General features: G+C 52.2%; 13 protein-coding genes, 1 tRNA gene and 2 pseudogenes. 13 read left to right on the top strand and 3 right to left on the bottom strand.

The annotated features are described in order from the left end of the window. Nucleotides 1–87: 87 nt before the first annotated feature. Nucleotides 88–1,074, bottom strand: a complete 987-nt coding sequence (locus tag ACSYSS_RS04240) for a LacI family DNA-binding transcriptional regulator (protein WP_491704218.1) — start codon at nt 1,072–1,074, stop codon at nt 88–90. 224 nt (nt 1,075–1,298) lie between these two features. On the opposite strand from ACSYSS_RS04240, the gene ACSYSS_RS04235 reads away from it, so the two are divergent. The 7 genes from ACSYSS_RS04235 (at nt 1,299) to ACSYSS_RS04205 (ending at nt 10,967) form a co-directional block, all read left to right on the top strand. Then, nucleotides 1,299–2,216, top strand: coding sequence for a carbohydrate ABC transporter permease (locus ACSYSS_RS04235; RefSeq protein ID WP_491702843.1), 918 nt, complete (start codon nt 1,299–1,301; stop codon nt 2,214–2,216). Beyond that, entirely contained in the window at nt 2,213–3,190 is a 978-nt protein-coding gene (locus tag ACSYSS_RS04230) for a carbohydrate ABC transporter permease (protein WP_491702842.1), read from the top strand. Before ACSYSS_RS04235 ends, ACSYSS_RS04230 begins: the two co-directional genes overlap by 4 nt. Nucleotides 3,191–3,241: 51 nt before the next feature. Next, the gene (locus tag ACSYSS_RS04225; RefSeq protein ID WP_491702841.1) at nt 3,242–5,323 is read left to right on the top strand and encodes a beta-galactosidase; all 2,082 of its coding nucleotides are present in this window, start codon (nt 3,242–3,244) and stop codon (nt 5,321–5,323) included. Nucleotides 5,324–5,763: 440 nt separating this feature from the next. Beyond that, a complete protein-coding gene (locus tag ACSYSS_RS04220; protein WP_491702840.1) occupies nt 5,764–7,107 on the top strand; it encodes an ABC transporter substrate-binding protein in 1,344 nt (447 codons plus the stop codon). An 817-nt stretch (nt 7,108–7,924) separates the two neighbouring features. After that, nucleotides 7,925–8,575: a 50S ribosomal protein L25/general stress protein Ctc gene (locus ACSYSS_RS04215; protein ID WP_491702839.1), complete on the top strand. Its 651-nt coding sequence runs from the start codon at nt 7,925–7,927 to the stop codon at nt 8,573–8,575. A gap of 333 nt (nt 8,576–8,908) precedes the next feature. Beyond that, nucleotides 8,909–10,036 (top strand): branched-chain amino acid aminotransferase, encoded by a 1,128-nt coding sequence (locus tag ACSYSS_RS04210; RefSeq protein WP_491702838.1) that lies wholly within the window; start codon nt 8,909–8,911, stop codon nt 10,034–10,036. A gap of 232 nt (nt 10,037–10,268) precedes the next feature. After that, nucleotides 10,269–10,967, top strand: a complete 699-nt coding sequence (locus ACSYSS_RS04205; RefSeq protein ID WP_491702837.1) for a trimeric intracellular cation channel family protein — start codon at nt 10,269–10,271, stop codon at nt 10,965–10,967. Between the two features lie 204 nt (nt 10,968–11,171). Here ACSYSS_RS04205 and ACSYSS_RS04200 read toward each other — a convergent pair whose 3' ends face one another. Further along, the gene (locus tag ACSYSS_RS04200) at nt 11,172–12,137 is read right to left on the bottom strand and encodes an MIP/aquaporin family protein (protein WP_491702836.1); all 966 of its coding nucleotides are present in this window, start codon (nt 12,135–12,137) and stop codon (nt 11,172–11,174) included. Between the two features lie 260 nt (nt 12,138–12,397). Here ACSYSS_RS04200 and ACSYSS_RS04195 point away from each other — a divergent pair, with 260 nt between their 5' ends. Next, complete coding sequence (locus tag ACSYSS_RS04195; RefSeq protein ID WP_491702835.1) at nt 12,398–13,180, top strand: pseudouridine synthase; 783 nt, start codon at nt 12,398–12,400, stop codon at nt 13,178–13,180. Next, entirely contained in the window at nt 13,177–15,318 is a 2,142-nt protein-coding gene (der, locus tag ACSYSS_RS04190; RefSeq protein ID WP_491702834.1) for a bifunctional cytidylate kinase/GTPase Der, read from the top strand. Before ACSYSS_RS04195 ends, der begins: the two co-directional genes overlap by 4 nt. 251 nt (nt 15,319–15,569) lie before the next feature. Here der and ACSYSS_RS04185 read toward each other — a convergent pair. Then, nucleotides 15,570–15,643, bottom strand: a tRNA-Pro gene (locus tag ACSYSS_RS04185). 418 nt (nt 15,644–16,061) lie between these two features. Between ACSYSS_RS04185 and ACSYSS_RS04180 the strand changes: the two genes are divergently transcribed. The 4 genes and pseudogenes from ACSYSS_RS04180 (at nt 16,062) to ACSYSS_RS04165 (ending at nt 22,438) form a co-directional block, all read left to right on the top strand. Continuing rightward, nucleotides 16,062–17,471, top strand: coding sequence for a UTP--glucose-1-phosphate uridylyltransferase (locus tag ACSYSS_RS04180; RefSeq protein WP_491704217.1), 1,410 nt, complete (start codon nt 16,062–16,064; stop codon nt 17,469–17,471). A 218-nt stretch (nt 17,472–17,689) separates the two neighbouring features. Further along, nucleotides 17,690–18,425: pseudogene (locus ACSYSS_RS04175) on the top strand (helix-turn-helix transcriptional regulator); the annotation flags it as partial. Between the two features lie 98 nt (nt 18,426–18,523). Continuing rightward, nucleotides 18,524–19,597, top strand: a pseudogene (locus ACSYSS_RS04170) (helix-turn-helix transcriptional regulator); the annotation flags it as partial. A gap of 288 nt (nt 19,598–19,885) precedes the next feature. Then, complete coding sequence (locus ACSYSS_RS04165) at nt 19,886–22,438, top strand: DEAD/DEAH box helicase (protein WP_491702833.1); 2,553 nt, start codon at nt 19,886–19,888, stop codon at nt 22,436–22,438. Nucleotides 22,439–22,454: the final 16 nt, after the last annotated feature.

The following is a 22,454-nucleotide window of genomic DNA, read 5'->3' as shown; positions in this document are numbered from 1 at the left end:
CGATAATTTCTCTTGCAATGATAGACGAAGATACGGTTTTCGTCACCTTACGCTAGCGTAGGAACACATGTTTTTCCTATCGAAAACTCAGCCCACGCTTCTTACGGAGTTGCGAATCACCAATTCAGCAGGAATGACGGTTTTGATTCCCGGCGTTACCGTATGCCCTTCGCACTGAGCCTTGGCCATGTCGAAAGCACGTCGGCCAATCGTGTCGAATTTCATGCGCATCGTGGTCAGGGAGAGTTTTGGTATCGTACCGACCAATGAATCGTCGACACCGACAACACTGACGTCTTCAGGCACACGTTTACCTGCGATTTTAAGACCTTCGATGACTCCGTATGCCATTTGGTCGTTGGCGGCATATACTGCGGTGATGTTTTCTTGATTGGCGAGACTGAGACCTGCCTGATAACCGGAATCTGAGAGCCAATTACCTTTGAATGGTGCAATCACAGGAAAGCCGAATTGCGCGAGCGTATCTTTCCATCCCCGCTCTCGGCTGCGGGCTGCAACCGAATTATGAGGACCAGAGACATGGAAAATATTGCGATGTCCTCGTTCCAATAGGTAATTGACCAGTGTCGTTGAACATCCATATTGGTCGGCGTCGATGGTAGGGCAATAATCGGTTGGCTCTTCGCGTACAAGAACAACAGGGAGCTTTATCGGAGGTTTGTATGTCAGGACGTCGGGGGTATCTTCCTCCATGATTACGATAACGGCATCAACGGGGAGCTGTTTCATACGTTCAACCGCATTTTTTAATGTACGCCTACTGCCTTTTCCCATCGTTCTGATGGTTATTGCGTAACCGGCATCAGCAGCGGCGCCGGCTATACCATTTAATATTCGTGCATTGCCATACGTGACCATGTTAAAAATCACGACACCAATATCCATGAAGCGGCCTTTTTTCAGTGCCCGCCCTGCATAATTTGGCCGGTATCCCAATTGTTCCATTGCTGCTTCGACCCTCGCCTGAGTCTTTGGCCGTACAGCATGACTTCCGTTGGATACACGCGAAACCGTCTGAGGCGAAACCCCGGCAAGACGTGCAACATCTTGCATCGAAGGGATTGACTGTTCCATATTCCAACTTTCCGTTGTTCTAAGTCTGTTCATTATAGAATGATATGAAGATTACGAATAGTTATGGAATTTTGACGTGGTTGTCTGTTCTTGTGAAGGGTGTGTCGTTTTAGTCTCGATGTTAAAATGATTACGTAAACATTACTGAAGATTCGATTCACAACGAGGTTTTCAGAATCGACGTACTTCAAAGGAGAAGATGTATGGCTAGCTCTGAAGGTGTCACCTCCGATACGAAGTCAAATTTGCGGCGTGATCGTCGTGATTGGCGTGGGTGGGGGTTCGTGGGCCCGTTCGCGTTGGTGTTCGTGTTCGTGTTTTTGGTCCCGATCGTGTATGCGGTGTGGATCAGCCTGTTCCAGAGGCGGATGGTGGGGGGCACGGTGTTCGTGGGCCTCGCCAACTACGCGCGCCTGTTCCGGGACGCGAACTTCTGGGGCAGCGTGGGCCGTGTGGCGGGGTTCACGCTGGTGCAGGTGCCGGTCATGCTGCTGCTGAGCGCGCTGCTGGCCCTGGCGATCGACTCGATGCGCCTGCACGGCACGAGGTTCTTCCGCATCGCCTCGTTCCTGCCGTACGCGGTGCCCGCGGTCGTGTCGGCCCTGATCTGGGGGTTCATGTACGGGGCGAAGTACGGGCTGGTGGGCTCGCTGAACGGGTGGCTGGGCACGCACCTGGACTTCCTGCAGCCGGGCGTGCTGCTCGCCTCGATCGGCAACATCGTGACGTGGGAGTTCACGGGCTACAACATGCTGATCTTCTACTCGTCGCTCTCGACCGTGCCGCACAGCCTGTACGAGGCCGCCGCGATCGACGGGGCCAGCGAGTGGCAGGTCGTCAGGTCCATCAAGCTGCCCGAGCTCAGGGGCTCGCTGGCGATCACGGTGATCTTCAGCATCATCGGGAGCTTCCAGCTGTTCAACGAGCCCAGCGTCATGCAGAACATGGTGCCCGGCAACGCGATCACCACGTACTACACGCCCAACATGTACGCGTACAACCTGAGCTTCAGCGGCAACCAGTCCAACTACGCGGCCGCGCTGGCCATCGTGATGGCCGTGATCACCATGGCCATCGCCTACGCGGTGCAGCTTTCCAGCATGAAGGAGCAGATGAGATGAGCGGGACCAACGACACCAGGGGACTCGGCCGCAGGGCCAGGCGGGCCGAGAGGGACAGGCTCAGACGCGTCAGGAGGGACGAGGCCGCGGAGCGGCGGCGGAGCGCCGGGAGCGGGTTCTCCAACCCGGAGAACCCCCGCCGGTCCTGGCCGCTGACCGTGGCCGCCGGGGTGTTCGCCGTGTACTGCCTGTTCCCGTTCGCCTACCTGCTCGTCAACGCCACGAAGACGCAGGGCGACTTCACCTCGACGTTCGGCCTGGGCCCCGGCCGCACGTTCGCCCTGTGGGACAACCTCAGGGAGGTGTTCGCCTACCAGGACGGCATCTTCGGGCGGTGGCTGCTCAACACGCTCCTGTACGTGGCGCTGGGCGCGGGCGGGGCCACGCTCCTGGCGATCCTGGGCGGGTACGGGCTCGCCAAGTTCCGCTTCCCCGGCCGCAGGGCCGTGTTCGCGGTCGTCCTGGGCGCCATCAGCGTGCCCGGCATCGCCCTGGCCGTGCCCCAGTTCCTCCTGTTCGCCAAGCTCGACCTCACCGACACGCCCTGGGCGATGATCATCCCCAGCCTCATATCCCCGTTCGGCCTGTACCTCATGTGGATCTTCAGCGAGCAGGCCGTGCCCACCGAGCTCCTCGAGGCCGCCCGCGTGGACGGCGCCAGCGAATGGCGGACCTTCCGCACCATCAGCCTGCCCCTCCTGGCCCCCGGCATCGTCACCACCGCCCTGTTCACCATCGTGGCCACCTGGAACAACTACTTCCTGCCCCTGATCATGCTCAAGGACTCCGACTGGTACCCCCTCACCATCGGCCTGAACCACTGGAAGGACCAGGCCAGCACCGCCGGCGGCCAGGCCATCCAGAACCTCGTCATCACCGGCAGCCTCGTCACCATCATCCCCCTCGTCGCCGCCTTCCTCACACTCCAGAGATACTGGCAGTCCGGACTCGCCGCAGGCGCCGTCAAAGAATAACCCAACCAACAACAGTCTCTTGACAAAACATTCGATTCCAGGAGGAAATCCATGAGTAAGCACCGTGAACATCGTTGGCCAAATCCGTTGCCTGGCCATGACCAAGCGGTCTGGTTCGGGGGAGACTACAACCCCGATCAGTGGCCTGAACGTGTTTGGGATGAAGATATAGAGCTTATGGAAAAGGCAAAGGTCAACATTGTGACCCTTGCTGTATTCTCTTGGGCACGTATTGAGCCAGAAGATGGTGTCTATGATTTCGATTGGCTCGATCGCATCATCGATAAACTTGGTCAAGCGGGAATAGCCGTTGATTTGGCGACTGCAACCGCATCTCCTCCAAAATGGCTTACTGACGCGCATCCAGAAGTGCTTTGGGAGGATGAGTACGGGCATGTTTGCCAGCCAGGTGGAAGGCAACATTGGAGGGCAACGAGTCCCGTTTTTCGAGGCTACGCTTTGGAGCTGTGCAAAAGGATGGCTGAACACTATAAGACAAACCCCTATGTTGTTTCCTGGCATGTGAACAATGAATACGGTTGCCATAATCGTTTCGACTATTCCGACGATGCAAAAAAAGCGTTCCAATCTTGGTGTCGCAAACGGTATGGTGACATTGAGACCTTGAACGAGGCATGGGGCAATGACTTCTGGGCCCAACGGCTCACAAGTTTTGATCAGATTGACCCACCCCGCTTTATAGGAGAGGGCAATTTCAATAATCCCGGAAGAATGCTTGATTTCAAACGCTTCTGTTCGGACGCGCTCAAGGATTTCTTCGTTGCGGAGCGCGACACATTGGCTGCGATAACACCAGATAAGCCCCTGACCACCAATTTTATGGTCAGTGCCTCAGGAGTGAACCTTGATTATGCAGACTGGGGCGGGGAAGTTGATTTCGTGTCCAACGATCATTACTTCACTCCCGGTGACCAGCATTTTGATGAGCTGGCATATTCGGCTTCACTGGTCGACAATATCGCAGGACGGAAACCATGGTTTCTCATGGAGCAGTCAACCGGAGCTGTCAACTGGAGGAATATCAACTATTCCAAAGAACCCGGTCAACTTGTGCGCGATTCACTTGGCCATTTGGCGTCTGGAGCCGATGCCATTTGCTATTTCCAGTGGAGACAATCCCAAGCCGGAGCTGAGAAGTTCCACTCGGCGATGCTTCCTCACGCAGGTAAGGATAGTCGCATTTTCAAAGATGTATGTGAATTGGGTGATGATTTGCAGCTTCTTGGAAACCTTGGGCTCGTCGGCACCGTTCCCACATCTTCCCCAGTTGCGGTATTGTTCGATTACCCGAGTGAATGGGCGACCGAACACACTGCCACCCCTTCCCGGTTACTGCGTCATTGGCCAGAACCTCTCGAATGGTTTCGTGCGTTTGCGGATATAGGAATTCATGCAGATGTCGTGCCACTCAACGGGCAATGGGAAACGCACAGGATTGTGGTGCTGCCATGCCTGTACTCGATGGATGCCTCACAGGTCTCTCGTATCAGGCAATTCGTAAGGCGAGGCGGTCGCATCATAGCTACGTATGGCACGGGGATCGTTGATGAACGCGACCATATATGGTTGGGCGGTTATCCCGGTTCGATCAAGGATGTCCTTGGTGTCAGCGGAGAGGAGTTTGTTCCGCTTGGGGATGATTTTCCAGGTTGCCGCGATCATGTGAATATCGACAATGGCACAGTTGCCCGCAGGATGATTCAGCCGGTTTCGTTTATGGATGCCGAAACTGAGATTCTGGCCCGATACCAGGCGCCTGAACGCACTGGCTTGAACGGAACCGCGGCAGTGACTGTTCATCCTTTTGGTACAGGATCGGCAGCTTACATAGGCTGCAGCCTTACACATAACGAACTGGCCTCGATATTGTCGGACATCCTCGCATCGCTGGACTCAGACGTGCACGGTTGTGGTGGCGATGGAGCCTTAATGCGTATTGAGCGCAGCGATGGGAACGGAGGAAACCGTTTCCTGTTTACGTTTAATCGTGCCGATCATCCGGTTTTCACCGAGTTGAGGGGTGATCCGATTGTCTCTTCTTTGGTGACAATCGATGACTCCACCAAGAAGGCAAGAATGTCAGAGAATGCTGTGCTTGTTGAGCACTTGTAGTCAGTGATGCACAGATTGCACACTTGATTATGGTTGTGCACGAGATACAAGGATCTGTGTTGGTGCGTTGCATGGATGCAATGCACCAACAAGCCGTTCGTGATCGGCGCATCCGAGATGATGGCAACTTGATTTTCATACCCTTGTCTTGGCGGCGATCAGTAGGGAACCCCTAAAGTTTCTGCTTTGTATAGAACGATGCCCAAGGCTTGTACTTGAAACAAACCGAGCCTGTGAACCGGAGGTTTCGGCAACGGTCGTGGATGAGCAATCAATGCCTCGTTGTTTCGGTGTGATGGCGAGGAATGAGAAATATTAGCGAATGATTTTCCTATGTTTTGTTTGCGCAAACATAAAGTTGATGTTAAACTTAGATCGACGATGAGATACGACGATATTGTCGCTCAACGCGAAGATACATCCTAAAGAAAAGAGGGACGATGAAGTTCGATAAACGAATCGTAGCTGCTATTGGTGCCGTGGCGATGATGATACCGCTTGCTGCCTGTGGAAACAAAACCGATGGCAGTAAGTCGTCATCCGGTAAAACGGACATCCTTGTTTGGTCTTGGGATTCCACCCTGCCTCGTACTGTAGCTGGCTTTGAGAAGAAGAATCCTGACATTCATGTCAAAGTGACCAATGCGGGAACGAACAAAGACGAGTACACCGCACTGAACAATGCCATGTCAGCAGGCAAAGGCGCGCCTGACATAGCTCAGATTGAATACTATGCCCTGCCGGAATATGTGGTTAGGGACAATGTGCAGAATATTGCCGATATGGGTGCCAAGAGCTTCAAGAGCTTCTATACTCCGGGCACTTGGAGTTCGGTCAACCTCAATGGCGGAGTCTATGCGTTGCCGATGGATTCAGGCCCAATGGCACTCTTCTACAACAAAGAGGTTTTCGACAAGGCCGGTGTAACACAACCTCCTACTACTTGGGATGAATTCTATGACGCTGCCAAGAAGGTGAAGGCAACCGGTAATTATATCACATCTGATTCCGGTGATGCAGGTTTCTTCGATTCCATGACTTGGCAGGCAGGAGCGCGTCCCTTCCAGACAAGCTCGGATGGAAAGACCGTCACAATCAATCTCAGCAAGAACGATAAAGTCAAGAAGTGGACCGACTTTGAGCAGAAGCTTATTGACGAAGACCTGATTGACACCAAGACGGCTGGTTGGTCCGACGATTGGAACAAAGGCCTCAACGACGGGTCCATCGCTTCCTTGCTTACAGGTGCGTGGATGCCGTATAACCTGCTTTCCGGTGCGCCTGACGCTTCCGGGAAGTGGCGTGTGGCGCCGATGCCGACTTGGGAAAAGGGCGGAACTGAGAACTCTGAAAATGGCGGTTCTTCTCTGGCCTTGATGAAATCCAAGGACGATAGCAAGGCAAAGGCCGCTTACAAGTTCATGGAGTATGCCACACACAATAAGGAAGGCATCAAGACCCGCGTCGACGGTGGTGCGTTCCCAGCTGATAACGACACGTTGAAGTCAAGTGATTTCCTCAACATGACTTCGCTCACTGATGCCAAAGGCAAGAAGAACGAATACTTCGGCGGCCAAAAGTTCAACGAGGTCCTTGCCAAGGCTGCCTCCAACGTGGTTTCCGGATACAAGTTCCTTCCCTTTGAAGTCTATGCCCGTGGTGTATTTGCCGATGACGCAGGGGCTGCATTCACCGGTAAGTCGCTCAAGCTTGGCCAGGGAATCGACAAGTGGGAAACCAATCTCAAGAACTATGCCAAACAGCAAGGCTATACGGTGAAGTAGAGTTCAAATGTCGCAATGAGTGTTAGTTCCATCTGAATAGAAGATGTTAGGGGGATCAACATATTGATTCCCCTAACACAATCAATGGGTGAGGGTTTAAAACACGTATTGAAGTGTTGGATAGATATGCAATTATTTTTTAATGATTAAAACAGTATCAATATAATTATATTATTACTATTAAATGTATCCCAGTCTGCGAGCAATATTGCGAGTTCATATTCGCATGGCGGGTTCCCAAATACAACGAGATGGAATCACGAATCCCCGCTAATACTTTCGCAGCTCAGACGGAAATTAAACCTGAGTAAAGTCAAGTCGTACAACCGTCGACTAGACAGGATGGTGAATCTCAAACGGCTGTTTCAAATTCAAATACAGATGATCATACGGCATACGATGTGGCTGGACTCAAAAAATCTGCTGGATCACACAAGAGTTGAAGATTCGATACCTCTGGCTTCAGGAGGTCAAGACAAGGACAAGACACTCGGTTACCTGGCTGTGTATTCAAACGCTTCGTTTTGTCGACACAACTATGGTAATATTCTCTTGTTGTTTTGGCATAGGTCTTTGACTTGCTTGTGTTGTTGAGTTGATGACCTCTTGCTGGCTTTGGCGAGGGGATAAGTTCCCGTTATCGACTGAGCTGAGAGTGATTCCGACTGTTTACGCAGTGTTCTGAGAATCGGTTTCGGCACATCGGTGTGCCGAAACAACAGGAAACAAAATGAGGGTTATTCAGCTTGCGGGTTTGTGTGTGCGTTGCATACACGTGCAGCTGTTCACCCCGTTATGCTAATGAATAGGAGACACTATGGTAAACACCATTGAAATCAACGGTGAGGTTCGAGATCAATTCGGAAAGGGCGCTGCACGGCGCATGCGCGTGGCACACGAAATACCGGCAACAATCTATGCAGGTGGGGTAGAGCCTGTGTTCGTTAAGCTGCCCATGAAAGAGACCACATTGGCCCTGCGCCGTACGAACGCTCTGTTCACCATCAAATACGGCAAAAATTCCAAGATGGCCGTCGTCAAGGATGTGCAGCGCAACCCTGTCAAGCGCATTGTGGAGCACATCGACTTCTACGAGGTCAAGGCCGGCGAGAAGATCGAGGTGGAGGTGCCTGTGTTCGCGGTCGGAACTCCCAAGGGTTCGGCTGTTGCGTTCGTTGATGTTCAGCGTCTCACCGTGCGCGCCGACGTTTCGAACCTTCCTGAGCGCATTGACGTTGATGTTGATGACATGGAGGACGGCACCAAGGTGTTTGCAAAGGATGTCAGCCTTCCGGAAGGTGCTGAGCTTGTTGGCATCAATGAGGACGAGTCTGTAGTCACTGTTGAAGTTCCTGAAGACGCCACCGCTTCCACTGCCACCGATACCGAGGATGCCACTGCCGAAGATCAGGCGACGGATGCTGAAGCCGCTGATGGAACTGAGTCTGCTGATTCGGATGAAAAATAAGGTTCTGTGATGTTCCGGTCCTAATCTACACCAGATATCAACACTGTTTTTATGTCAGTGGTTATGACCCACCGGTCTGCCTAGAGATTCATACTGGTGAATCGAGGTGCGGGCCGGTGGGTCATTCGATATTGTTGCATTACGGTCATCGACATGGGCGCGTCACACAGTTGATGTCTGAACGATTATATGAATCGGCATCATTTCCACATGCTGAACGTATTTCAGCGGGTAACGAAATATCATGACACAGTAGTTTTTTACAAGCGCCAAACACGCTTTACGGTTCCGTTACAGTCGTTGAACGACGACTAACAGTAAGAGGAAGAACAAATGACAGAACAATCTCATCATGATCCAACTGCATTGGACGAATTGACTAAACCATTTCGAACCGAACCGAATGCAAATCCGGTACCAGACGAAAAACGCAAGAAGATGATAGATAAGCCTGCGTTTGGTCAAGTTTTCTCCGATTCGATGGCTCGAATCGTATGGCATAAGGGTGAAGGCTGGTCTGACCGTCGTATCGAGCCATTCGGCGCCATTCCGATGAATCCTGGTGCTTCGGTTCTACATTATGCACAAGAATGTTTTGAGGGTTTGAAGGCGTACCGTCATACTGATGGAAGCACATGGATGTTTCGTCCTGATGCCAATGCAGAGCGCTTCCAGAATTCGGCCAAGCGCATGTCCCTTCCTGAACTTTCGACTGATGATTTCATTGGATCCGTCGCTGCTCTGATCAAGCAAGATGCGGCGTGGGTTCCTGAAAGGCGGGAGTATACGCTCTATATGCGTCCATTCATGTTTGCTTCAGAGGCATTTTTGGGAGTTCGTGCACCAGCAACCGTAGATTACTGTGTCATAGCCTCTCCTTCTGGCCCTTACTTCCCAGGTGGAGTCAAACCGGTCAGCATCTGGGTTGAAGACAAATGGTTCCGCACCGGTCCCGGTGGGACGGGCTTTGCCAAGTGTGGCGGCAACTATGCAGCGTCCTTGCTTGGTGAATATCGTGGCAAGGAGCAGGGCTGTGATCAGGTCTGCTTCGTGGATGCCGCAACAAAGACCTATCTTGAGGAACTCGGAGGAATGAACATGTTCACCGTCCACCGGGACGGCCATCTGGAGACACCATCGCTGACAGGGACGATTCTGCCTGGAGTCACGCGTCGATCCATTATCCAGCTTGCACATGATCATGGCCGTGATGTGGTGGAGACCATGATCAAACTCGATGATCTGCTAGCAGACATCAAATCCGGAGAAGTCACTGAAGTGTTCGCCTGCGGCACTGCCGCCATCATCACTCCAATCGGCAGATTCAAGTCTGAAAAATTCGACGTAACCGTTGGCAGTGGCGAATCAGGCAAGCTGACGGTTGATTTACGTGACGAGCTCCTTGGCATACAACTTGGTGAAGTCAAGGATCCTCATAATTGGATGTGGAAGGTCTGCTGACCAAAAGCCAATCGACCGGATTCAATGGTTATGCAGTCGATGGTGACGAACAATGGGGTTCGCCCCCATCAGCCGTTTGAAACTGTTTCGCTATCGTCTGAGGTTGAGGAAAACTTGTGGGACATAACCGAGCGGCGTCCAAATGCAATATTTTAGGTATGGGTGTTTCCGTTTCTGTCATTGGTTTATAGGAAAATAAGTTGGCCTTATTGGAATTCTGACGGAGCTGAACATGCAATTGGCGCTTGAGAGCAATGCCTTCTTCTGGGGCATTGAATATGTTGCAACGTTTTGTTGCGGTCTTCTTGGAGGACTTTCCGCAGTCAAACGCGGTTATGACTTTGTGGCGATCATGCTCACTGTCTGGCTCACCGGATTGGGTGGAGGCATCATTCGAGATGTCTTGCTTGGTGCCATTCCTCCAGTTGGTGTTTCAAACAAGTGGCTGGTTGTCACTTGTATTCTGGCAAGCTTGGTCGTGGCGTTCATCTATCCAGAGGCTGACCGAATGAAATGGACAATGCTGACCCTCGATGCCCTGGCACTTGGCCTCTATACCGTCAATGGCACCCAAAAGGCACTCATGTATGGAACCTCCGGCATGACCGCCTGTTTCATGGGGCTCGCCACAGCACTTGGCGGAGGACTTATCAGAGACATGTTGCTCAATGTTGTGCCCACGATTGTCGGCGATCGCCATTGGTACGCCGTTCCCTCTGCAGTTGGAAGCATGCTTACTGTGGTCGTGACGCGAGCGTATGCCAGCAATCGTATTGACTTCACTTGGGAAATTGCGCTTGACCTATCGATTGTCGTCCTTGTCGTGATGCTTAGAGTTGCCTCCGTGCGATTTGATTGGAAGGTTCCCGTTGCGCTTAAACGAAATTCGTCGTCACTGAAGCCCAGAGAGGATCGGAGACACCAACAATAGGTTTAAGCCTGGAAACAACGTTAAGTCGTGAGGAGCACAGGCGGTAGGCTTAATGGAGGCAGTGTGCGTTGCGGCTGTATGCCAACGCTTGGCTGCGTGCTGTGTGGACGTTGAAAACAGGCCCGAAAGCTCTATGAACCATGATGGGCGAAAAACTGCGATAGCTCTTTGGGACCCGTTGAGACGGTACGGTTCTGCTGGATGCTATGCAGTAGGATTATCCATATATGGATATGGATCCTGCGAAGTCAATGCCTCCGCAACGTTGGCCTCAGTGGCTTCCATGGTGTCTTGTTCAGGCGTACTGTCGACATTCATGCCATACGGAGTTTGCGAGGAATCATCATGTTCTGCTGTGATCCCATCAATCACATCGATGGTGTTGTCTGCGTTAGACTGAGCAATCATGCTGGCTATGATCATTACTGTTGCAACAACCGCTGCGGCAAGAATTGGAGCTATCCAGAACAACCAGAGTTGCTGAAGCGGGTCCGTCGCCATTTTTTCCCTATGCAGGAAAATGGCGATGCCAGTGGCGCGGGCCGGATTGAGTGCTGACCCTGTGATGGGATAGGTCAAGGCAACGCCGGCGGCATAGGCAAAGCCCATTCCAGTGGCGTGTTCGACCGACGAAATTTTGGGGTCATTCATGGTGCGCATGGCTACGGCCACAATCAACAAAGCCGCCAGGGCCTCAACAACGAATGCAATCCAGATATTGAACGACACCCCCACTGTGGAAACTTGCGTGTATGAAACAGATCCTTTATCGAAACCGTTCATCGCGCCGGTAAACCAAATTGCGGCAGTGGCCTTATCCGAACGAGGAATCATTGACGTGACCAACGCTCCCGAACAGATGGCACCGATGACCTGGGCGACGATCTCGCAAATACCTTCAATGGCATTCGTCTTATCGGTCAGCATTGCCGCTAAAGTAATTGCTGGATTGAACTGACCCCCGGATATGTGGCCAAAAAGCAACGTCACCGAAGCATATGCAGCCGCCGTAGCAAACAGCACGAGTATCATGTTTGATCCGAACAATGCGGAACCCAAACTGGAAGCGATGTAGCTGACCAGGCAAACCAGGAACGTTCCGACCAATTCGGCACCGAATACGGCAAGAAGATGATATATTTTTCGTTTATCTTTGACCTTGATACCCATCGTATTTCCTTCGTTGCCTTCCAGATTGACGCAATTCAATATGAATCTGCATTTGTTGACATTTGAAATTACACTGCAGACTGAAATATCTTAGCACCGGTCATGTAATAGTGTATGATGCTTATAAGTATGCGTAGATTACTCTTGAATTACGTCTGAACAATGGTCTTTACAGTGAGGCTTTAGGCGGAATCTGAGAATTTCAATGACACTTACGATATTGCTGTTCCTATGGGAACCACGGCCACGTTGGGAGAACGATGCCAAACGTATATTCGCGCGCGGAAAAAGCGCATCATACAGAAAATGACAGTAGCGGCGGCATCCGCCTGCAGAAGGTCTTGGCACAGGCGGGATTCGGCTCACGTCGAAAGTGCGAAGAGCTTATCACGTCAGGACGCGTTGAAGTCGATGGCGAACTGATCACCACACTCGGGGCCCGGGCCAATCCCGACATCCAGCAGATACGAGTCGACGGGTCACGTATCCATATCAATGGAAAGCATGTTACATTGGCTCTCAACAAACCAAAGAAAGTGCTTTCCGCTATGGATGATGCCAAAGGACGTTATACGCTTCGCGACATCATCGGTGACCGATATGAGCATATATTCCATATGGGGCGTCTGGACTATGACTCTGAGGGCCTTATCCTCATGACGGATGACGGCGAGCTCAGTCAGCACGTCATGCACCCCAAATATGAGGTTGAGAAAACCTACATCGCGACCCTTGACGGTCGGATCGGCGGCAATGTTTGCCGTAGACTCGTCACACAAGGCGTCAATCTTGACGATGGCCTCATACGCCTTGATCGCTGTGCCATCATCGATGCAAAGCGAGACTCGACCATGGTCAAAGTGGTGCTGCATTCGGGCAAGAATCGCATCGTTCGCCGCATTTTCGGAGCCATCGGGTTTCCAGTGCGCCGACTTGTGCGGACTCAGATAGGACCCATCAAACTGGGGGAGCTTAAGCCGGGCTCCTACCGCATGCTCTCTCATGCTGAGCTGACGGCTCTTTCCAAGGAGGTGGGTCTGTGATTCGCGTAGCCATAGATGGGCCGGCCGGTGTCGGCAAATCATCGACTTCCAAGGCGCTGGCCAAGTACTTCGGCTACGCCTACCTCGACACTGGTGCCATGTACCGAGCCGTTGCCTGGCGTTGTATGGAACAGAATATCGATTTGGATGCGAAACAGGTCGACGAGCAGGCTGTGACACAATGTGTGGCGGATCTGTTCGATGAAGGTCGTTTCGACATCAGCCTCGACCCTGACAAGCCGTGCGTGGCTGTGGATGGGAGCGACATCACCGAGGCTATTCGCGATTCCTCCGTTTCATCGCATGTTTCCAAGGTGTCCAACATCATTCCTGTGAGACATTTGCTTATTGCTGCCCAGCGCGCCTACATCAATGGTGAGGCAGCCGAGGATTCCTACTCTCACGGTGCGGGCATCGTCGCCGAGGGGCGCGACATCACCACCGTGGTGGCTCCGAAGGCCGAAGTGCGAGTGTTACTTACTGCTCGTCCGGAGGTTCGTCAGGCGCGTCGTACAGGCCAAAGCAAGCAGGGCGAAGGTGCTGTAGGTGCCGAAGACGTATTCGCCCGCGACAAAGCCGACTCGGGGACCACGAATTTCCTTGACGCGGCTCCTGGTGTCACCACCGTGGATAACTCGGACATGACGTTTGAGCAGACGCTCGACAAGCTTGTTGACCTCGTTGAAAATGCTGTTGAGCAGCAGGAATATGACCGTTATGCGGCAAACCTGGAAGACTATGATCTCGACGAGTCCGACCGCGAGCTAATCTCGGGGGCTGCCGTTGCAGAGAATGGAAACGACGCCAAACATGCCGTCGGCGTTCTGGCTGTGGTTGGTAGGCCGAATGTCGGCAAATCCACCTTGGTCAATCGAATCCTCGGTCACCGAGTGGCCGTTGTGGAAGACACGCCTGGCGTTACCCGCGACCGCGTGAGCTATGATGCCGAGTGGTCAGGCACAGACTTCAAACTCGTCGACACTGGAGGTTGGGAGACCGATGTCGAGGGCATTGACTCGGCCATAGCCTCGCAGGCGCAGATTGCAGTTGGCCTTTCGGATGCGGTGGTGCTGGTCGTCGATGCCCAAGTGGGCATCACCAACACCGATTCGCGCATCGTTGCCATGCTCCGTGAATCAGGTAAGCCCGTCATTGTGGCTGTAAACAAGATCGACGGAGCTTCCGAGGAATACATGAGCGCCGAGTTCTGGAAACTCGGTCTTGGACAGCCGTACAGCATTTCCGCCATGCATGGAAGAGGAATAGGGGAGTTGCTTGATGCGTCATTGAACGCATTGAAGAAAGCCAAGAAGACCTCAGGCTACCTTACGCCGTCCAACTTGCGACGGGTCGCGCTCGTTGGCAGGCCGAACGTCGGCAAGTCCTCGTTGCTGAACCAGCTGGCGCATCAGGAGCGTTCCGTGGTGAACGATTTGGCAGGAACCACCCGCGATCCTGTGGATGAGGTGGTCGAGCTTGATGGCGAGGATTGGTTGTTCATCGATACCGCAGGCATCAAGCGACGGCCACATAAGCTTTCCGGTGCCGAGTACTACTCGTCGCTTCGCACGCAGGCGGCCATTGAACGCTCTGAACTCGCGCTTGTGCTGTTCGATGCCTCACAGCCTGTTTCCGAGCAGGATCTCAAAGTGATGAGCCAGGCCGTCGATGCCGGCCGCGCCATCGTGTTGGTGTTCAACAAGTGGGACCTGATGGACGATTTCGACAGGCAACGCATGGAACGACTGTGGAAGACCGAATTCGATCAGGTTACCTGGGCCGGGCGAGTCAATCTTTCCGCCAAAAGCGGCTGGCACACCAATAGACTCCCTAGAGCCATGCGCGAGGCGCTTGCTTCTTGGGATAAGCGTATTCCCACAGGCAAGCTCAACGCCTTCCTCGGCAAGGTGCAGGCAGCTCACCCACACCCGTTGCGTGGTGGCAAACAGCCACGCATTCTGTTTGCCACTCAGGCGTCCACACGGCCGCCACGCTTCGTTGTTTTTGCAACGGGTTTCCTGGAGCAGGGCTATAGACGTTACCTTGAACGTCAGATTCGAGAGGAATTCGGGTTCGAAGGCACACCCATCCAGATTTCGGTCAACATACGCGAGCGCAAGAAGAAGGGCAGGAAGTAGGGGCTACTTGTAGTCCCCATCCGTGGCATGGTACATCGATGATATGAGTTCCATCGATGACCATGCCGTTCCCCGTCACCACATGGCACGTTATTGCGCTATGCCATGACATGGATTATACAACGTCACTTGTTATGACTGTAATCCAAATATGTGCATTACATGCTGTTGGAACGACATGTTGTTGTGTCCAAAAAACAGAAAGGGCGGAAATCCTACAGGCCTAAAGCCTTGGATTTCCGCCCTTTTCGTCGGGTCGGCGGGATTTGAACCCGCGACCCCTTGACCCCCAGTCAAGTGCGCTACCAAACTGCGCTACGACCCGAACAGTGCCAAGCACCAAGAAGACATTCTATCATACATGAACGATTCTCAGTGTCCGGCGTGGCGTATGACACTATGCAAGCCTGTGTAACCAGATGACACAAGCTATACCACAATGAGACGAATATTTTCGGCAGTTTCGTATGAGGAACATACATTAGGGACCATATATTTTTGAACGATAGCCTCAGAACGAATCTACCGAGGGTGATAATTATTTCGTATTTGTTGGCTTTGATGCATCACTGCATTGGCGATGTCTATCTTGAATCAACACCTCGTACATTCGATTTTCATCCGGTTAGGCATCCTTTTTTGGTGCAAGTTGGGATGCTGACAAAAAAAGGCTACACTGGTACCAGTCCGTTCAGAAATAAGGAGTGGTTTTGGATAACCTTTTCAAATCAGCTGCGCAGAAGATGCACGAACAGGGGATGAGCGATGTCGCTGTTGCCCAGTTCAAGCGTTCTTACAGTGACTCGTTCAACGAATCAGGGTCACAGACCGATGTGCAAGGTGCATATATTAGAGAGGACGATGTTGAACCCCTGACGGATGTGCCGAGTTTCCACGAGATTTACAAGACGATTGACCATGACCAGGCTGTACATGCATTCGCCAAAACGGCATTTCTGAAGCTGAATGGCGGTTTGGGAACTTCCATGGGACTTGAGGCAGCAAAATCCTTGATACCAGTACGTCGGCACAAAGCCCGTCAGATGCGTTTCATCGACATCATCCTCGGTCAGGTGCTCACGGCCCGCAAACGACTCGGCGTTCCGCTTCCTCTGACATTTATGAATTCATTCCGCACATCAAAAGACACCATGAATGTACTCGCCAAAAACCGGGCCTTCATGCAAACGAACATCCTAACCCAGATTGTGCAGCATCAGGAACCTAAGATTGATTTGGGCACTGGTATGCCGGTGGAATATCCGAAGAACCCGGATTTGGAATGGTGCCCTCCAGGCCATGGCGACATTTATTCCACGCTGTGGGAATCAGGCCTTCTTGATAGCTTGCTGGAGCATGGATTCGAGTATCTGTTTATTTCGAATTCCGATAATCTGGGTGCTCGTCCTTCACGAACATTGGCTCAATATTTTGAGAATTCCGATAAGTCATTCATGGTTGAGGTCGCTCAACGCACCGAGTCGGATCGCAAGGGAGGGCACTTTGTACGAGACCGCAAAACAGGGTGCCTCATGCTGCGTGAAATGACCCAGGTCTCGCGTGAAGACAAGCAGGCTGCCGAAGATATATCTCGCCACCCTTATTTCAACACCAACAGCATATGGATTCGTATAGAGGCGCTCAGGGACAAACTTCAACAGTACGATGGCGTGTTGCCTTTACCGGTGATCCGAAACTATAAGACGGTGGATCCTACGGATTCCACGACGGTGCCCGTCGTGCAGCTGGAAACGGCGATGGGGGCAGCTGTGAAGTTCTTTGACAATGCCATCTGCGTTAAGGTGGACCGTATGCGTTTCCTGCCGGTCAAGACAACGAATGATCTGTTCATCATGCGTTCGGATCGTTTCCATCTCACTGACTCATACGAGATGGAGGACGGCAACTATGTTTTCCCGACTGTGGACTTGGATTCCAGGTATTACTCATACATTGCTGACTTCAATGAGCGGTTCCCATACTCTGTTCCTTCTTTGGCGGCAGCGAACTCTGTCAGTATCAAAGGAGACTGGACATTTGGAGAGAATGTTCAGTTCTACGGGGATGCCCTGCTTGAAGATCCGGGCAAGCCAAGTTACGTACCAAACGGCTCGTTCGTGGGGCCGCAAGGCATCGAACCGGATTCTTGGTGATTCTTTCGACGGCCAGTTTCAGGCGCGTAAGAGCTGCATTTCAATGAGAGTGGAGATGTGGCCAGTGGTGAACCTGACCTGCAAACGAGTCCGCCAAAAAAGAAATTTGCCGTCAAATTTGCAAAACTTTGCATTTTTCATCAAAAAACATCTAATATAGGGTAAGTGTGTGTTATAAGACACACGTTTCATCTGATAGTAACGATACGCGAGGACTAATGACAGAAGGAAGCAACGGAAGGCGCAGGTTTTCCGACAAGTGGGGTAAGCATGAGCTTGATGTGTTGGCGGTGCTTTCCTCAGCATTCCCTCAATGGTTGACTTCACGTCAGATAGCCCAACGAGTCAAAGCCTACGCCGATTCCTATGGGGAATTGGTCGATCAGGCGGCCAAGGCGGCTTTTGCCAAACAGTTCCAGCGCGATCGCGCCAAGTTGGCAGCCATGGGCATCGCGATTGAATCTCGCCAGCCAGAATATTCTTCAAAGTCCGAAGGACAGGATTTTGCTTCATATAGATTGCAGCTAGGCGATGAGCCTAGGGTGCGTCTACGGTTTAAGCAAGAAGACCTTCCCGTACTCGCCGCAGCCAATTATCTGGCTCGTTCCATGTCGATTTCTTCGGAATCGGTCAAGCCTGAGGAGAATCACGTATCCCGTACGGAACCACGTGTTCCGCAACCGCCAACACCCGGTCTCGGCTTGGACTCCATTGCTCCGGGTCTTGGTACGCAGCCCATACCTGAGTCATTGGCCAAAGTAATCGATTCGCGTCGTTTTGCAGCCACAGTGGATGTGGCCGGGGAACACTTGAATGTGGCTTATGCGAATTCCGGTGACCTGGCCATGTATGTGTTGGAACATCCCGGTGCCACGGTGGTTTCGCCGCAAGAGGCTGTAGACGCTTTGAATCGGCGATTCAAAGCCGCTACGGACATTGAACTTGCAGATGCAAAGTATGTGCTACCCTCTGATAAACCAGTATCGGAAGCCTCCATAGCCAACAGCAATGAGGGATCGGCGAAACGAACCGCTGAAAGTCAGCATTCCCGTAACAGCACTGCGTTCCAGACAGGCAGCGAGGTGGATCGTAGACTTCGTCTCATGCTGTTTCTCTCGGCTCATCTCGGCGAGGAATTCTCATTGGAGGAACTTGCCACCCGTTTCATCGGGAAACCGGCGAATGAGGATGAATTGCGTAAATCGGTGGCAGTCATCCGCAAAGACATCAATACGCTGACGACTGTTTCGGATGATGGCGAAATAGCCGGAAGTCAGTTCTTTGATATCGACTGGTCATTGTTGGATGAGGAAGGTATTGTCTCTGCCACTAATTCGCTCGGACTTGAGCGTTTGGCAGGCATCTCTCAGCAGTACCTGAGTATGCTCACCGCTTCTGTAAGCTATCTTGCACATTCCTCACTGTTGCCTGACAAGCAGCGAGATCAGGCAGAGCGGCTGTATCTTAAGCTCAAGGAGCATGTCAAACCTGGAGAGACCCCCTGGCTGAGTCTCACTGGGTATGAGGTGGAGCCAAAGAGTTTTACTATAGTAAGGCGTGCCATCGATACTTCATGCTTGCTTGATATGGAGTACACGGATGGTGCTGGACGCACGCTTCGTAAGCTTGTGGCACCCGCGAGGATTTTTGTCGATGAGGGAGTTTACTACGGTGCAATGTGGACTGATGTCGAATCGGTTGCACCTGCTGACGAAAAGGAATTCGTCCATAAAGACACAACCATCAACAAAGCCACAGGCAGGCCCAGGATTTGGCAGGTAATCAGACTTTCACGTATCGAAGATGCGAGTATCGTCAAGCCGACTAGGAAGCCAGACATTCCCGATACTCCGGCAGAGGAGCTACGTCGATGGAGTTTCGACAATGGTACTTCTGCGGTGTTCATTACAGATAAGTCGAACCTTCCTTTTGTGAAGTCTCTCTCAGGTGCAAAGGTGGAGCCATTCCAACAAGGTGAAAAGGTTCATCTCGTTGTTTCCTCAGATTCCTGGTTTGTCGCTTTCTGTATTGCCAATGCCCGTCATATCAAGGCGGTGGCTCCGCAATCATTACGATCCATGGTGATAGCCCGTGCCAACCGCGAGCTGAGCGTGGAAAAGAAATAGGAGAGACCATGAGATGGTGGTGTTGGCTGGTGTTGGCTGTTGCGGCACTGCTTGTCTTTCTTCTTGGTGTGGCATATGCCGTTGTTCATGCTATGCGGTCAGCCCATACCGTTTCCGATACAGCATCGACGATCATGCAGCCCCTAACGGATATCCAGAACAAATATCCGATGTCTGGAGAAAATGACGATGAACCAGTGTTCACCAGACCACTCGGCAATGCTGCCAATCGCTACAGCAAGGCGCATACGGCAGTGGTGGAACGTACAATAAACCGAAGAATGCGGCATGCACAGCAGTGGCGGAGGTGGAATGACTGACCTTACACCGGCGCAGCGCTATAGCGCGTACAAACAGCGAACAGTGTATGAGAAGAGCGAGGCGGCGCGTTTTGCCCGCACGTTACCGTTTGCATTGGATTCGTTCCAGATAGAGGCAAACAAATCACTCGAGAACGGTAACAATGTGCTGGTGGCAGCGCCGACAGGTGCCGGAAAAACCGTAGTGGCGGATTTTGCCATATACCTTGCGCAGCGAAACAATGTCAAGGCGTTCTATACCACCCCAGTTAAGGCGCTGAGTAACCAGAAATACCATGATTTGGTCGGCTTGTATGGACCGGATAAAGTAGGCTTGCTCACCGGCGACAATTCCATCAATTCTGAGGCTGATATCGTTGTGATGACCACGGAGGTCTTGCGAAACATGCTCTATGAGCATTCGCAGACGTTACATGGTCTCAGGTATGTGATTCTTGACGAGGTCCATTACCTAGGCGATCAGTTCCGCGGACCGGTCTGGGAAGAGGTCATCATCCACCTTCCAAAAGCAGCAAGGATCATTGGACTTTCTGCCACCGTCTCCAATGTCGAGGACTTTTGCAACTGGATTGAATCGGTGCGTGGACGCACAACGCTGGTGGTCAGTGAGCGACGACCTGTGCCGTTGGAACAGCATGTGATGGTTCAGGCCGACAGAAACCATGAACCGGAGCTTATTGACTTATATCAGTTCAAGAATGGTCATCAGACCAATCGGCTTAATGCGCGACTGATTGATCGTCTCGATCAGCTCGATCGCAAGGCTGAGCGTGCGGTTCCTAAAGCCTATGGGAAACAGCACGTGCACAGGAAACAGCAAGCGATTGTGCGGTATACGCCTCGTCGTTGGGCTGTGGTCGACGAACTGAACTTTCTTGATGAGCTTCCAGGAATCTACTTTATATTTTCACGCAATGGTTGTGATGAAGCTGTTCAGCAGTGTCTCGAAGCCGGTCTTGAACTCACTACAGAAGACGAGGCCCTGCGTATTCGAACCATTGTGGACGAGATGGTTGCCGGTCAGCTTGGCCAAGAGGATCTGAAGGCCCTTGGGTTTGCCCGATTTAGGTATGCATTGGAAGAAGGCTTTGCCCCGCATCATGCAGGGATGGTGGCGTTGTTCCGACAGATTGTCGAGCGGCTCTTTGAAGAAGGTCTGGTCAAGGTGGTGTTTGCCACGGAGACCTTGGCTTTGGGCATCAACATGCCGGCCCGATGCGTGGTGGTTGAAAAGCTTGAGAAGTTCAACGGCACTGAACACGCCACACTGACGCCAGGGGAGTACACTCAACTGACCGGAAGGGCGGGACGACGGGGCATAGACACCATTGGCCACGCCGTGGTGGTGGATCACCGTGGCTTCGTACCCGCAACGTTGGCATCCCTGTCCAGCAAGCGTGTGTATCCATTGCATTCAAGATTCAAGCCGACGTTCAACATGGCTGTCAATCTTCTGAACTCCAGTGATTACTCAACGGCGCGAAAGACGCTGAACCATTCATTCGCACAATGGGAGGCAAATAATTCCGCCGGCGAGCTGCAGTCACGCATAGCTGCACTTGAGAAGGCTGTGGCCGGGTATGAGCAGGCATTTGCATGCTCGCACGGTGATTTTAAGCGGTTTATGGAAACAAGGCGTGAACTCAGCGATCTGCAGAAAAACGGTCGTCGCCGGATCAAACGAACAATGTATGCAAATGAATCAGAAAAAAGTACGGCGCTGCACGACCTTGAACACCGTATCCGTGCATTGAAGGAACAAAACTCCAACGATTCCTGTCGGCAATGCCCTGATCTTACCGAACATCTGAAATGGGGCAATCGGTGGATGCGAGAGACCAAGGAGCTGAGCACATTAAGGAAGCGGTATCTGTCACGGACCGGTTCCGTGGCGCGTCAATTCGATAGTATCTGTGAGATTCTTCATGATTTGGGATATCTGAACGAATATCCCAGGCATGATGACTTGAATTCGGGTGTGCGTTATCAACTTACGGAACGTGGTCAGTTATTGCGACATCTCTACAGTGATTATGATCTTGTTTTGGCGCAGTCCATAGAATCCGGAATCCTTGACGGTTTGCACCCAACCGAACTTGCAGCAGTCCTGTCCGCTTTGGTATATGAGGCGCGCAGAGGCGATGGGGGAGAGCCGCGGCGCTATCCAGGAGGCACCGACGGCATCGTGTTTGAGTGTTGCAGTGATTTGAGGGAAACGTTCGATGACGTGCAGGACAGGCGTGAGGACGCCGATCTCGACTCACTTGACATGTTGGACTTCGCCTTGGTCGATGTCATGTATGACTGGGCTAATGGCGGAACCCTGACACAAGTGTTGCGTTCCACAGACTTGACCGGAGGGGACTTTGTGCGCAATGCCAAACGTCTTTCGGATTTGCTGCAACAGATAGCTTCCGCAAAACCCTATTATCACTCGAACCATCCCGGCTTATATTCGGCTGCCCGAGATGCTGGAAGGTTGGTCAATCGTGATATTGTTGCATATTCGGGCCTAGACTGAAATGGAATAAATCGTA

This window comes from Bifidobacterium sp. ESL1118 (assembly GCF_058505595.1).
This window is presented reverse-complemented; position numbering and strand designations above follow the sequence as displayed.

Coding starts and splice junctions, on each gene's coding strand:
- ACSYSS_RS04220 (WP_491702840.1), top strand. CDS start 5,764: ATGAAGTTCGATAAACGAATCGTAGCTGCTATTGGTGCCGTGGCGATG.
- ACSYSS_RS04210 (WP_491702838.1), top strand. CDS start 8,909: ATGACAGAACAATCTCATCATGATCCAACTGCATTGGACGAATTGACT.
- ACSYSS_RS04230 (WP_491702842.1), top strand. CDS start 2,213: ATGAGCGGGACCAACGACACCAGGGGACTCGGCCGCAGGGCCAGGCGG.
- ACSYSS_RS04165 (WP_491702833.1), top strand. CDS start 19,886: ATGCACAGCAGTGGCGGAGGTGGAATGACTGACCTTACACCGGCGCAG.
- ACSYSS_RS04180 (WP_491704217.1), top strand. CDS start 16,062: ATGCACGAACAGGGGATGAGCGATGTCGCTGTTGCCCAGTTCAAGCGT.
- ACSYSS_RS04200 (WP_491702836.1), bottom strand. CDS start 12,137: ATGGGTATCAAGGTCAAAGATAAACGAAAAATATATCATCTTCTTGCC.
- ACSYSS_RS04205 (WP_491702837.1), top strand. CDS start 10,269: ATGCAATTGGCGCTTGAGAGCAATGCCTTCTTCTGGGGCATTGAATAT.
- ACSYSS_RS04240 (WP_491704218.1), bottom strand. CDS start 1,074: ATGCAAGATGTTGCACGTCTTGCCGGGGTTTCGCCTCAGACGGTTTCG.
- ACSYSS_RS04215 (WP_491702839.1), top strand. CDS start 7,925: ATGGTAAACACCATTGAAATCAACGGTGAGGTTCGAGATCAATTCGGA.
- ACSYSS_RS04225 (WP_491702841.1), top strand. CDS start 3,242: ATGAGTAAGCACCGTGAACATCGTTGGCCAAATCCGTTGCCTGGCCAT.
- ACSYSS_RS04235 (WP_491702843.1), top strand. CDS start 1,299: ATGGCTAGCTCTGAAGGTGTCACCTCCGATACGAAGTCAAATTTGCGG.
- ACSYSS_RS04195 (WP_491702835.1), top strand. CDS start 12,398: ATGCCAAACGTATATTCGCGCGCGGAAAAAGCGCATCATACAGAAAAT.